Annotated in this window: 9 protein-coding genes and 1 pseudogene; 3 read left to right on the top strand and 7 right to left on the bottom strand. The window is 39.5% G+C overall.

Annotation, left to right across the window (positions count from 1 at the left end; translation table 11 throughout):
- Positions 1-28 precede the first annotated feature (28 nt).
- Positions 29-691, bottom strand: a complete 663-nt coding sequence (locus LX92_RS17110) for a recombinase family protein (protein ID WP_109653276.1) — start codon at positions 689-691, stop codon at positions 29-31.
- Positions 692-1,659: 968 nt separating this feature from the next.
- Here LX92_RS17110 and LX92_RS17105 point away from each other — a divergent pair.
- The gene (locus tag LX92_RS17105) at positions 1,660-6,288 is read left to right on the top strand and encodes a hypothetical protein (protein ID WP_109653274.1); all 4,629 of its coding nucleotides are present in this window, start codon (positions 1,660-1,662) and stop codon (positions 6,286-6,288) included.
- Between the two features lie 111 nt (positions 6,289-6,399).
- The gene (locus LX92_RS23065) at positions 6,400-6,801 is read left to right on the top strand and encodes an SLATT domain-containing protein (RefSeq protein ID WP_109653272.1); all 402 of its coding nucleotides are present in this window, start codon (positions 6,400-6,402) and stop codon (positions 6,799-6,801) included.
- A 325-nt stretch (positions 6,802-7,126) separates the two neighbouring features.
- Here LX92_RS23065 and LX92_RS17095 read toward each other — a convergent pair whose 3' ends face one another.
- Positions 7,127-7,822, bottom strand: a complete 696-nt coding sequence (locus LX92_RS17095) for a hypothetical protein (RefSeq protein ID WP_109653270.1) — start codon at positions 7,820-7,822, stop codon at positions 7,127-7,129.
- 450 nt (positions 7,823-8,272) lie between these two features.
- On the opposite strand from LX92_RS17095, the gene LX92_RS17090 reads away from it, so the two are divergent.
- Positions 8,273-9,769: a hypothetical protein gene (locus LX92_RS17090; protein ID WP_109653268.1), complete on the top strand. Its 1,497-nt coding sequence runs from the start codon at positions 8,273-8,275 to the stop codon at positions 9,767-9,769.
- A gap of 236 nt (positions 9,770-10,005) precedes the next feature.
- Here the strand turns inward: LX92_RS17090 and LX92_RS17085 are convergent, their stop codons facing one another.
- From LX92_RS17085 to LX92_RS17065, 5 genes and pseudogenes are all read right to left on the bottom strand, one after another.
- A complete protein-coding gene (locus LX92_RS17085; RefSeq protein ID WP_109653266.1) occupies positions 10,006-10,596 on the bottom strand; it encodes an outer membrane beta-barrel protein in 591 nt (196 codons plus the stop codon).
- Between the two features lie 94 nt (positions 10,597-10,690).
- Positions 10,691-10,942 (bottom strand): annotated as a pseudogene (locus LX92_RS23060) (SufD family Fe-S cluster assembly protein); the annotation flags it as partial.
- Between the two features lie 322 nt (positions 10,943-11,264).
- Positions 11,265-12,857 carry a type IV secretory system conjugative DNA transfer family protein gene (locus LX92_RS17075; protein ID WP_109653264.1) on the bottom strand — a complete coding sequence of 531 codons (1,593 nt, stop codon included), beginning with the start codon at positions 12,855-12,857 and terminating at the stop codon, positions 11,265-11,267.
- A gap of 1 nt (position 12,858) precedes the next feature.
- The gene (mobB, locus tag LX92_RS17070; RefSeq protein ID WP_109653262.1) at positions 12,859-13,887 is read right to left on the bottom strand and encodes a MobB family relaxase; all 1,029 of its coding nucleotides are present in this window, start codon (positions 13,885-13,887) and stop codon (positions 12,859-12,861) included.
- Between the two features lie 11 nt (positions 13,888-13,898).
- Positions 13,899-14,297: a BfmA/BtgA family mobilization protein gene (locus tag LX92_RS17065; protein WP_109653543.1), complete on the bottom strand. Its 399-nt coding sequence runs from the start codon at positions 14,295-14,297 to the stop codon at positions 13,899-13,901.
- Between the last annotated feature and the right edge of the window lie 89 nt (positions 14,298-14,386).

Below are 14,386 nucleotides of genomic sequence, written 5' to 3'. Positions count from 1 at the left end.
CAGAAAAGCGTAATGGAAAACGAAATGTTCATTTTTTGTAATGTTTTTTACAAAACGCCTCATCTATCTCTTGGGTCTCATCCCAAAAAACCGCACCACACTCCTTGCAGTTTCTTCGACCTTGTATGGCCAAGTATTTATATAATGTAGGTTTTGATTTTATCCCCACCAATTTCATGATATCCACTATGGGAAGTTTGTTTTCCCTATAATAGGCTGCGGCCAGCATGGCTTTTTGCTTGGCCTCTTTTCCCAAACCTTTTTTACGGCCCAATTGAACGCCCCTGCGCCTGGCACTTTTTAGACCGGCAGTGGTGCGCTCGATTATGATATCACGTTCCAATTGGGCCACGGCGCCGAAAAGGGTAATAATAAATTTACCGTGGGCAGACGTGGTATCTATAAATGGGTCATTGATACTTTTGAATTTTACCCCAAGTTTTTCAAATTGATCTACCAATTTTAAAAGGTGGGAAATACTCCTGGCGATACGGTCCAATTTCCAAACGATTACCGTGTCTCCTTCTCGAAGTCTTGATATCATCAAGTCCAGATCGTGGCGTTCGGCCTTAGCCCCTGAAGAAACATCCCTAAAGATGTTCTTCTCCTTAACCCCTTCTTTTAATAGGGCGTCGATCTGTAAACTGGGATTTTGGGTCTTTGTACTGACCCTAACGTAACCAAATAGCATAAGCGGTATAATTATACCTCTAAAAGTAAACTATTTAATTATACCGAAAAAATGAACCCATATTTATTTCGATTTTCAATTCTCTTAAAAGTTCAATAAAACGACCGTTTAAATGTACTACGCTAACCAGCGTGATTCATGAGAAGTTTTCCTAACATAAAATGACCTTGCCAACGGCCTTTAAATGAAATTTTTGAATTTAGTTCAAAGAAGTGGTCGTTTAAATGTACTTTTTTAGTTCCGTAAAACGTGAATTACCGGAACTACTAAAAAGAACGACAAATGGAACTGGAATCATTTGTGCTCAACTTTTCTTGAGCTCGTTCCTTAAAACGGCCGTTTAGCGGGACATGTTAAATCAGATAAAAACAGATTAGTTCAGGTTAATTCTCGAATAGTTTAGGTTTTGATAGAGACAGTACCTTTAGTGGCTATTTTCTTTCCAACCATACCACATCTTTTATCGTATATGATGTTTAGGTCTATTTACTTTTTTGATATGATTAGTAAATTGAATGACATTTCTTCTTTCTTATCTTAAAATATGCTTATTTCCAGAAGATTGTATGTTCTCTTTCTATCCGTTACATGATCTGCTATTTGGATATTTCGAATCAATTATTATATTACGTTTGTAATTCAATACAAAAGTTTCTTGATTTTCAGTTGCTAACTCTTCCCAATTGAGTATAGATTAATTTTGCTCAGGCGATAACAAAACTATATCTGTTACTCTCGCTATTGGGGTGGTCATTAATTAAATTGATTTGGGTTTCATTAAATATCTAAACTGTCTTTATAAACTTATTCTTACCATTTAAACGTAATTTCTTACCGTCAATACATTAGTTGAAAAAAGATAATAAAAATAAGTTATTTTACTTCAGGATTATTTTTAGAATTGGCAGTCATAATGTTGATTATGGCGATGATGAATAACAAGAAGAAGAAATGAAAAGACAAAGATCATGGCTGAGTTGCGACTGAAAATAAAAGCTGAACTACCTGTCGATGCAAGCGGGAAACAGATAACAGCACAATCTGAACTGCAAGCAATTGTTTCATACTCACGGATTGTTCGTGTTGGTGGCGTTGACGACGACAACACGACTATACCTGACGAAGTAGGACTCAACGAACGACAATTTTCGTTGTTAAAAGAGCTGAGCACGGAAGCTCTAATTGAAGATTACTCTGCCGAAACGACTGTAACCCTCGTAATCGCCGACAGTCAGGGATCGAAGCTATTGTCTTTCTCAAAGAAGATGCCAACCAAAGAGCGAGGATCGGATGTATGGAACCTAAACGTCGAGATCGCTCAAGAATTAACCAAACGAATCATTGAAAGCAGCACGCCGAAGCCGCCGGTCGTTACTGATGTAATGTCCGCCAAAGCTGAGTTTCGACCAACAATCGAACGAAAGATATTTTATAAAAACTACTCGTTGGTTGTATCTACTGTTGAATTCCGTAATCTTAGCCAAATCAAGCGAAAAAAGTATTTTGGTTCGGCAGATTTGGATACATCGTCTGCCCCACTGACTGTTGGAGCGAACTCTTTACTGAGCGACATCAATGCGGCATCAGTTAACAGTATCTCTGTCAATCTTCAAGGTCAGTTTGATTTTACTATCCAGAAACAAGCTAATGATGACGCTTGGGTCTGGATTTTATCCGGGCCCCAGTCGTTCGCAGGAATCGTAGCTTTTCACCCTGAAAAAGTTGCGTTTAGACGCGTACTTTGGCTTCCGTTTGACGAAAAACAATTTGCTGAAGAAGAGGATGCAAATAACGCAGAGGTCAACGGAAACGAAATCCCCGTCGACGCCTCAGAGCAAGAAATCCTCAACAGTCCGGAGCTTTTTTCCGACGACCCCGGCACGCGCTGCAAACCGTTCAGTTCGCCACATAGAATCGTAGGAGAGCGATCATTTCAGACCGTGCTTCGCGTCACCCAACCGGAAATCAGCTCCGATGCGGCAGCTCCAAAACCTCCTAGTGCGAGAGACTTGGCACGAATCTATGAGATCGACCAATCCGAGTACGTTTACGCTGCTGCCACAACAAAGACGGGCGACATAGGAGGAACGAGCGGCCGCGGAGCGCGGCTAGGCAATATCCGCTTATCAGCTATTAGCACAAATGTTCTAGCTAATCTAACGAGCGCAGCCAAAGCCGTATCCTCGCTGGTCACTTCGAAGACCAAGGTGACGACCCAAACAACCGCCGAGAAGATCCTCGGTGAAGCGCGAGCTGAAATAATGCGACAACCGCAAGGGCGTCGACTGTTGACGAGCAATAGGGTACTCGACTGGGAAGACGATACTCCTGCCCAGGCAGCCTCGTTATCTTATGGGCACATTTTGGAATATAGAGTTCGCTGGCGAAACAATGGATACTCGCTTGGGAATGTTCTGTATTCGCTTCCGCTTGCGCCAAGACAAACTAAGCAGATCGTTACCGTGACTTCTGAAATCACGGACAGTGCCAGACGTATAGAGTCAACAACTGCAAGTGAAGAAATTGCACAGGGCACAACTCGAGAATATGGTTACACCGACGCAGTGCAAGCCGGGTTGTCTGAGTGGTCGAAAGGTGGTTCAAAATCCAAACAAACTGGAGTTGCCGGAGGGTTTGGAGCTGTTCTTGGCCCGGTAGTTTTGGGCGGTGGCGCTTCTCACGGAACAGCACAGTCAAGTAGTTGGCAGGAGGGTGGTAGGAATGTATCGGCGATTGAGCAGCAGTCTCTTCGTGATGCCATCAGACAGTATGGAGAATCAGTACGAAAGCTTGAGACTGTTGTCATTCAGGAACAAACTCAAGAAGAAACCACTCAGGCGGTATCCGAAGTTGTTCGAAACCCCAATTACTGCCATACCCTTACCATTGTTTATCACGAGATTTTGAGGCATCTGCGCGTTGACACAGAAGTGGTTGGTGCACGCGAGTGCATTTTCGTGCCCCTGCCAATAAAACCCTTCACAATAAACAGGATGATTCGTTGGCGTGACTCGCTTACCAATGTTTTGATGAGGCCACGATTACGATGGGTAATGCCGTATCTTGAAGATGTCCGCGACAATTTTCAAAACAGTGAAATTGCCGCTAACAGGCGTGCTGACCAACCGGTTACCTACATATCAGGATCGATCTATTTGCGTATGGCGGTTGACCGACCGCTAGACCCAGAAGACGAGAACGTTTTCGAAAAAGCGCGATGGATTGCACTGTACCCATTCGTTAATAGGCCGATACGCGAGATTTTTGATCGGCTTAATCGAAACAAAGACCAGAAAGACCAAATATTTCAGTCTGATTACGCACCAAGTGTTGCAAGAAAGTGGATCGACAAAATCATTATTAAGATTAATGGCGGAGCAACACTCGACGGCGTTGATATGACCATGGCTAGCAAGTACCGCTATGGACAATCTTTTCGGGTGGATTTCACTTGCGTACCAACCGTATCGCTTACTCGTGCCAATTTAACTAATCTCAAAATCGTTGGCGACGCTGACTACCCACTGACCATAGGCTCTATCGCAAACGTTGAGCGGGTGTCGATTCGGTACACCACAAACGACTTTAGCCGGAATGTATCAAGCAATAAATCTGCCATGGACCTGATCGATGTGGATACTGGCAACGTCGATACAGAAGGTGCCGATGTCAGTTTACCTCTGAATGATTGGGAGAAAAAGCACCAACGGGATATTATCAGTACTCAAGTTGAACTACTTAAGAAGCACCTAAACGAGCATCTAGAGCATTACCACAAGCACTTATGGTGGAACATGGACCGAGACAAGCTCTACATGTTGTTAGACACTATCTATGCAGTGTCGGAAGAGGACGGTAGAAGCGTTGCATCAGTAGTAGAGAGAAACCCAATAGCCGTAATGGGCAACAACTTAGTCTATAAGGTGGCCGGCGGTGCTCACCTCAAAATTAATGGTCATGACACGGCCCAGGCACTGAATGAATACTACGTGGACTCTGTACCAAGTGGTGAGCCCATAAGGGTAAGCTTACCAACCGCTGGCGTATATGCGCAGGCACTCCTCGACGATTGTGAGGCCTGTGAAGAACACTTTGGGAGTACAGAATGGATTCTGGACGACAAAGAACAAGAGCTTGCATCACTAGACCCGAGTATGCTTAGTAGTAGAAGATCAGTAATTCCAGATCTTACGCCCTCACAAATGCCGGCCTCTATAATTAATCTGCAAAACGCACCCAATGTGCCTGCCCCGTCTGGACTTTCAGGGACTCTGGATGCTATAACGAAGGCTGGCGTATTTGGTGACATGGCCGGGTTGGAGGGGACGCAAGCTAACTCTAAAGCCGCAATGGATTCTGCCGCCCAATTAGCTACAACCTTCGGCGCACAGGCAGCTGAAATAAGAAAACAAGAGATAGCTGCAAAGGTTGCAAAAGAAAAAATATCCGTAGTTAAGAAGGCTGTTGATAAGGGGGGTTATTCACCCGAGGCAGCTTCTGAGAAAATAGACAAGATTCTCGACGAAATGACCGATAATAAGAGCAACAACAGAGAATCGTCTAGCGAACTTGAACTTCTAGACAAAGTAAATGAGACGGGCGTCAATTACTCGAGAAATTCTCCTAATGGAGATAACGTATCCTTATCTCCTGGTGGCATTGCTAATTTGTCGGAACAGCTCACGGGTGACGAAAGCGGTCTTGTTCTTGCAAATTTTGTTACAAATCAGTTATCTCGTTGGGGAGCATTCGGCAAAGAGATGAAAAGCCTTATCGATCAAAGCAAAGCTAGGGCGATCATAGTCAATACTCTCAGGAAATCCCCCACATTTCAATCCAAAGCTAGAACACTTGGACAACGTTACCGCTCCTTTATAACTGATCTGGAGAAGGTTCCCCTGGAGAAACTTGAGAATGGAACCTACACTGGCAAGAAATTCCTGCAAGTAATTCCCGGTGATACAGCCGGAGGATATTTCATTCAAGGTGATGGTCAATTTGGCTACACAGATACGATTGTATATGGATCGTTCAATCAATCAGATTTTCTGACTAAATCTGTTCCCAGTTTAGCACACGAGGTTTGTCATGCGATACGTGCAGCCAAGCGCCAATCAGCTTCGAATCTAGGTGCCGCGATTGTTGATGGTGTCAATGAAGAAATTGCTGTTCGAATAGATGAGGCGAAAATTCTTCGAGAGGTCGATCCCAAGAACAAGATTGGATATAACCTGCAACCAGAAATTCATCCTGGTCGAGTCGAAAGAGAGGTTGCTCCCGGCATCGGCCTCTCATACCTGGAAAACATTGCTACTGGATTCAAGCTTTCCGAGGCAGCATCTAAAGATGGTCTTGATTATAGCAAGCAGCAAGACCTCAGAATTGCTGCAGACTCAGTCTTTCCTAGTCAACCCGCAGATACGTCTGACTATTCAAAAGCCTACTTCATGAAGTCGAAGCTAATAAATAGTTGGGAAGAATTTCATAGTGCTACTAAACGGACGGACTTGGACTACGAAACAAAGCGCAATCAAAAGATTGACGAGCATGTTCATAACGTTATGAATTCTGCCGTTATGTATCGGAGTGCCTTCTAACTATTTCAGGACTATTTACAATCATAATTAGATGAAGGATATAAGAGATAAAGCGGAAAAAGAAAGAATTAGATCGCACCGTAAAGCCAGAGCTCATTTCCTAAGCTCCAAATTGAATCGAAAAGACATATCCAGCTCGGAGTTCCTATAGTTATAACATCAACAATTGTTGCAACGACAATCTTTAGCACCCTAAGTAGCAATCCGGACATTGAATGGAAAATAATCACGGGCTTTCTGTCAATATCCGCAGCTGTATTAGCCTCTTTACAAACTTTCTTTAAACATTCTGAGCTAAGTGAGAGACATAGAATTGCTGGGGCGGAATATTCCTCTATTAGTCGTAATCTTGAACTTTTCATGCTGAAATTTGACGATATGGATCGAGGAGATTTAATAAAGGAGCTAGAGGATTTAATCGAAGAAATCAACAATTTAGACACGATTAGTCCTGACCCACCTGATATTGTATATAATCGAGCGGTTAAGGAACAAAATACAAATGAAGATTGACATCAGAAAAGCCAAAAATGTCACTAACAATGCATCACAGAATCACTCCTTCGTCATGACTCTGGATATATCTGACGTTATTTAAAAAGTCTCATAAAACGAACGTTTTACAGAACAACATTTAGCCCCTTAAAGTTCAAATAAAACTACTTTCACTTAATTGAACTAGTTCATTTAAACCCGCGTTTATTTGAACTTCAAGAATTCGTTCTCCACAACCGTTTTTAGTGCAACCAAACAGCCATTATCTTGGATCACGAAATGATATACGGTAATGGCCGTGTTAGGTACGCAGAAAGGAGTGCGTGATTGAAATATGATAATTTTATTCTACTACCCAAAAAGAGGCATCCTGTCTGACCGTTATATTGCTCTCCTGTGAATTATGGGCAGCCGAACCTGGTAATACATAGAAATCATTAACATTTGCAACATCAAAGAAAGGCCTTAACCCATTAATAATCAGTTGACCGGCATTTAATCCTGAATTTATAGATCGTAATTGGTTATTTACTTCATTTCTAACCGCTCTTTGCTTTATGCGAATAACATTTGAAACATCTACATTTAGATACCAATTATCAGCTAGGCTCATATTCCTACCTTCTCTGTTCCAACCAAAATACATTTCTACACCAACTTGAGGATCACGAAATGGCCGACTGATAATCATTTCCCAAGATACTACCAAGAAAACATTAGAATAGGTATGACCACCAATTGGCAAGTCATCCGTAAACATTGCCCCAATAGATACATCTCTTGTGATTCTCACACTAGAATCTAATTCACTTTCAAGGGAAGATTGGATTACTCCAGGAATAAAATCCGTGGAAATCTCTCGTTCTGTTCTCGCTCTTGTACGAACTTTAACACTGCGCATATTGAAATTTGTTCTTAAGATCAATTGACTTGTTTCACTGTTTGCAACCACGTTATCAGGAGATATTGTCCTACTTAAAACGGAAGCTCTTCCGCTAAAATTATTCTCTAAACCGATGATTGTTTGCTGAATTGCCATAATTTATATTATTTAAATTTCGCCTACTCTTTTCACTTTTCAGCTTCCGTGTTAATAATTCATTTGCTACTATTTATGTAAAGCAAACCATCGAGGTTAACATAATACCACAAAATTCATCATGAACCCCCAATTGCTTAAGCTTCTGCACCAAACCTTGAAAAGTTCAAACAAACCCATCTGAACTTAATTGAATTACTTTACTTAATCCCACCCATATTTGAACCTTAAAAATTAATTTTAAAGTCTATAAAAAGGTATTTATAATTATACCTTACCTGAAGTCTTTTAAATAGTTTGATTGTCCTTTCCTATCGATAAACTATTGGAAAGTTTAGCGAAACGCTAATTTTCAAAGGGGTCAGACGGTCGTTTTAATGAAATTTGAAAGTTCGATGTTAACCATTTAATTTTTAATACATAAAAGGTCAAACTTCAAAATAACAAGCTATGATGGATTCAGGCGTTTATAAATTAGGTAATGGACTAGTATACTACGTAATGGTGGAAGGAAACTCTATTCGTTGGTTAGCAGAAAGATCAGATGGGCATTGGTGCCATATATATGAAGGTGAATTCTCTACCGATGGCACCTTCGAAGGTTCTTATGTAGATTTACCAAAGGGGATGACTAATAATACAGGTACTGAAAAGTATAATGTAATAAATAGAACGCGTTTTGAGAATGTTCGTTCCCTAGGGTATTATTATGATAAGCTTGAAGAATGGCCCGAGATAAGACACATACGAAACTCGCTAATGCATAAAGCAGGTTTTCAAAGCCCTCTACATGAGTTAACAGGGACTTGGCTAAGTGATAACGGAGGTGTTTATTATATTAGACAGTTTCGGGATGGTAGGGTTTTTTGGATGGGGGAACCAGAACGACGAAATATGGAAGAACCTTTACCTTGGTCTAACATCTTTATTGGTAGAGTGGAAAGAGATTCTATTAGAGGAAAAGTTATTAAAGGAACATTCTACGACACCCCTAAGGGTATAACTAGGAACTCCGGAAATATTGAGTTTGAATTAAATGGAGACAACAATGAGTTTATTAAGATAGGTTCTAGAATTGGAAGCGGTAGGAAATGGAAACGAATGAATTCTGTAGTTGTGAAAATAAAATGTTCGAGTTTAAATATCATAAGGCAAAATGAACGAAGGGGTGACGAGCCCATGATTGCAATGGCTTTTTTTAACGCGGATTCCAGTACAGTTGATTGGGATAACCCTGCCGCTGCCCAAATACAAGTTGTATCCCATTTTACTGGCGGATTAGGCTCAAACGCAAAGAGAGGTTCATATTTACAACCCAGAGAGCATCAATCTAGCGCTTGTTTTCACGTTGCATATCAACCTAAAAACAATAGTGAAAATGAAATTGCAAAATTAGGTGTTGTTTTTTATGTTATAGAAGATGATCATATAGGTGGTTTGGATTCTGGTTCTAGCTTCCCTTGGAGAAGAATACCAAGTGTTAGATGGACGAGACCAATATCAACCGAACAAGAATTGCCTAAGAAGCGATACTATAGTCCAGGTAAAGTTCCAAAATTTGAAAACCCAAGTCATGGGGCATATATTCCCGAACGTCCAACATCCACCCGCACAATTCAGAAACATGATTATAAATCTCTGGGTACCTGGGTAGCAACGAATATAGAACATGCCATTCGTAATGAAGAGGAATTTCCACCATTAAGATATGCTGCACCCTCGCCCACAAAGGATGATTATATAGGTACAAATGGTTACATGTGGGAGATTGGAGGTAATACATTAGGTAATTTGCCGCCTGAAGATACTCGTGGCCAAAGATTAGGCGTAAGTGGCGATGATGCGCAATATTGGGTATTTATGCAATTGTCAATCTTACGAGGTGAAAGGGTTGTATGTCCTGACCCTCCGATACCTTCTAGAGGTGGTCTTTCTGGTGGTGCTTAGGTTGGTTTTCTCATTAAAATTAGAAGAAACAATTTAAACCCACCTTTTAATATACTTCTAAAGTGCGGAATTATAAAGTTCATTTTCCCATACCTATCTCTAATCTTTATCAAATTTGATAAATACGTTATTTTCGAGATGACCAAACGGTGGTTCAATTTTCTCGCTTCCACTCGAAAGGACAGTAGAACGGACACACTTGACAACCTGTTATTTTTTACCTGTTTAAACCCGCTTTAAAATCTAAACCCAACTCCAATTTTAAGATTATTCAGTTTTTCATTGTAATTAGGTTTTATCACTTCCCCCTGAAAGGTGAACTCATCCCTTACATTCAAATTAATAAAATCATATTGGGCCTGAATAAAGAATCTATCCGTTATGTCATAAGTTAGACCCAGGTTGAAATTAAATCCCCCATTTGTTGTGTTTCCCGATACATCCTCACCAATTGAAATTACCGATGAATCCTCATTCATGATACTATATCCCAAACCTATGGTCGGACGTAATCTATCCAGACCTGGTATTTTAAACTCTGAGAATAACCTAGGTTGAAAATAATACCTTTTGACTTTCCCGTCTATGTTGAATTCATCATAAACCTTTTGTGAGTATCCACTATTAATTCCAAGACCAATTTGAACAAAATCATAATCTATAAATCGGTATTTTACCCCAAATTCTATGATGTTATGATCCCCACTAAAACCTTCCTCGGGAATCACTGAGTAATTGGCTTCCACATTCCATTTATGATTTAAATCTTGGGCGATTGAATTGATTGAAAAAAACAATACAGGTAATAGGAGTAAATTTAACTTCATTTGTAATATTTTATATGGTTAATTAAAATTTAAATGTAGGATAAATCCTAATCTTCGAATTAAAAAAATAAGTTAATAATAGTACAATTTACTGTTAAAGATCAAACCCCAAACTCACTCCTGACTTTACAGCAATGAGTCTCTTTATGTTTGATTTCAGGAATACGTATACTTTCCAAAAACGTTATTTGTAAAGGAGTACAATAACTAAGCTCTTACTTTTTTTAGGGATTCCACGTGACCGAAGATAAAAAAGTGCATCTTCATCTAATTGCCCAATAGTTCCACCATAGGAGTATTTTACATAATCCGTTAAAATCTCTAATCGTGGTTTAAAAAGGAGCGTTTAAGTATGCTATATGTTCTAATTCAATGAATCACTGTTCGCCCTTTAATCAGTGCCACAAAACAAAGGATTTTCGGATCCATTTATATTTAAATTTTGACGTAGATAATCCCATCCATATTTGAACTCTTAAGATTACATTCAAAGTCCAAAAAAAGGTATTTATAATTATACTCTTCCGGAGTATTTCAAAAAGTTCTTTATCCCATTCCTATCGCTAAACTATTGAAAAGTTCACTGAAAGGTCATTTTTAATATAGGTCAAAGGGTCGTTTAAATACTCCTTTTAATCCTAAAAATCAAAACCCACAATACCAATTACTTAATTCTTAAATATAGACCTCACCTCATTATAAATTCGTTCAAAATTTTCTTCCAAATCCTCCTTGGTAAATGCTTTTTTCTTTTCCGGTAATCCCTGCTCTATCTTAACCAGTTTAAATTGTACTTTCTTATCCTCTCCATCGGCAAAAGTGATAAACTCCCCTTGCTTTAACCTAAAGAATACATCAGCCCTAATCTTTGCAACTTCCCGTTCCCCTTTAGTAATTCGAGTATCAAAATTAAGATTGTACCCCCTGTTCACGCTTGTCGTTTCGCTTTTGACGATTTCAAAAAAGCGTTCGTAATATTTGGCTGTATCCGGGTCATTCACTTTTCCGAAAAACTGATAAGACAAATTGCTTAGAATCGCCTTGCTCGCTTTATCCCCGTACATCATATCATTCTGTATTTTGTCCTGCATCACGTAAACCGTTGCAATATCGTAACTACGTAAGGTTGCTGGAATTCTGTGCATATTCAGTAATCGAATGGTCGGGGCTTCTTCCATCATTAAGAATGATGACTTTCCAGAACGCACACTCATTTGTTTTATGATAGTATGTATTATGGTCGCGATGATAGGGGAATAAGCAGTTTCATATTTTGGATTGTTTACCACTGAAATTATTGAAGGTTTCTCCTGGCTATTTATATCAAGAGGAATATCATCCGCAGAGAGCACCATGAAAATCCGTTGGGTACTGATTTTTTTTAATGCATTGGCCAAGGTACTTTTTACGCCTGCTGTTTGCCTATCGGAATCCTTCCCACTTATAAAAGCATCTGCCATCGCCCTAGAAGTCGTATTAGAACTTAAAAAAGCAATAAGACTGTCTGTGTCCAGAAATTGATAAATGGCGATAAGATGTGGTAATGTGCAGTATTTCGGATAGGAAGTCCGTAGTTTCCAAATGAGTCCACCTATTAAACCTTCCGCAGCATCATTAAAGAACTTACTTGCCCCAAAGCTCCCGGATTCCTTTTGTTCCAATAGGTTTTCAATCAATACCCTGGCCACCTCATTAACGCTCTCCTCATTTTGCATATACCTTGGGGCAATCGGGTTTACCCGGTCATAGATTTCATCAAAGGAAATAATCCGAAAATCGATGTTATTTTGTTTAAATAAAGGATATGCCATTTCAGTAATTTCAAAATCCTTATAATCATGGATTATTCCACTAAAGGAATACTTACTAAAATGTCTCAGAAAATTGTAAACAATACTTTCTGTTTTACCGCTTCCTGCAGATCCAATTACGGAAGCTCCCCTTTTGATGTTATCAATTTTAAAACGACCGCGTTGAACTTTAAAATGTACCTGATACTTGTTGTCTTTGTCCACATCGTTGTCTTTAAACAGAAAGACATAGAATGCCACATTTATCAATAGTAACGGACAACCGATATATAAAACATCTTCTGCCCAAAGTAACCAATGGGATTCCATTTTAAAAAGTAATCCTAGACAAAGCGAGGTTAAAAAAAAGTTGATCAGAAAAGCATATCGGGTTATCTTGAACAAACCCCAAAATACCAAAGCCATCCCTAACAATAAAACAATCGTAAAAGTGAGACCTTCTATTTCCATATTAGATACCTATTGAACCGGACCTTAGGGCTTTTTCAATACCGCGTTTTAAATACCTAATGGTTTTCAAAGCTAGCTGAACATTGTTGGCTGGTAAATTATTTATGGGCACACCAGCCTTACCCAAAATCTTGAAGGCAACCGCCCTTTCACTTGTTGGTAATCCCAGTAAGGTTGTGAAATAGATCTTGGGGTTTTTGATGAAATCCTTTTTGGACGTATAGGATTCAGCGTAATTACGTTTATATCCAAAAGTGGAATCAAAAGTCTTTTCCGCTTTCCCAAAAAAGGCATCCCTATTAAATCCACGCTTTACTTTTTTACCATTCATCATTACATCGGAGGCTTTGTATTTACTTCCTGGGGAAAGACTGACCGAGTTGGTCATATCCTTCCGGCTTACGATGATATGAATATGGCTTTGGTTTCCTTCCTTCTGCATTCCCTGTACAATCCGTTTTCCATTTTGCTGATGTGGGGCTTCTCTTTCAAATCCATTGATTTGAGCTTCTAATTTTTTGATGCTTCCCTCCTGCTCCCCCTGTTCAATTTTTCTGATATCAATTTTAAGTTTTAAAATTTTAGTAGCGAATGGTTGGTTCTCTCTAACTTGTTTATCTGTTCCCTTAAAAGTACGTTGATGCTCAATTTTAGCATAGTATTTAATATCATCAACAGTAACAGGTCTACCATTAATCTCACGATTAAAAGAGCTTGCATAATCCTTCATTAGCTCCCGGGTATAGTGTTTTAAATCTTTAGTGTTATTCCGTAATTGCCGTAATTCATATTTACTCGGATTAACGGTGATGGAATAAAACTTAGGTTCTTTCTTTTTAAGTTTTGTTGTGTTCGCATCAATTTCCTTGACCACTTCCAGAGTAGGAATTTCTCCTTCATACTGATTGAAAAAGTATTCCATTTGTTCCTGTTCCAACCCTTGGTTTTCTTTCTCCAGATATTCCACGAAATCAGCTGAGCTCTGTGAATAATCCCCTCCTAATTTTTGTGCCGTTACGGTTATATACATTGCTGCTGTTTTTATAATTCATCATCATTTTCCAATCGCTCAACAAATCTGGTTTTGGGTTTTTCCTTTGGTATTTCCTTTTCCAAAATAAAAGTTTTCTTAGGAGGTTCCGCTTGTTCAAAAAGGGATTGCATCATTGCGACCGTAGGCTTGGTCTGGTTTTTTTCAATGTCTTTCATTATAGCGATTACCCCATTGATACGCTTCTTGATCAATGACTCCAATGTTTGCATTTTCGGGCCTATTGATTCATGGGGGGAAATACCATTGTCCTCAAAAAAGTCAATCATCAATAACAAGGTCATCGACTTGGATCTCGACATTCCCTTACAAAATTTCTTGAACTTTTGGGCCACGGAAGTTTTGATACTTATGCTTTCAAACCGCTCTTTTTCATATCCTTTATCCATCTTTTTCCTTGAAATATTTATTGCTTTTATTGGGCTGCGATGGTTTTTCCGTGAATAACAAGCCTCTAAATCGAGATTCGTCAAATAAT

The organism is Maribacter polysiphoniae, assembly GCF_003148665.1.
In the GTDB taxonomy this organism is placed as follows: Bacteria; Bacteroidota; Bacteroidia; order Flavobacteriales; family Flavobacteriaceae; genus Maribacter_A; species Maribacter_A polysiphoniae.
Note: the sequence above shows the minus strand (reverse complement) of the source record. Positions and strands in the feature narration are given on the sequence as shown.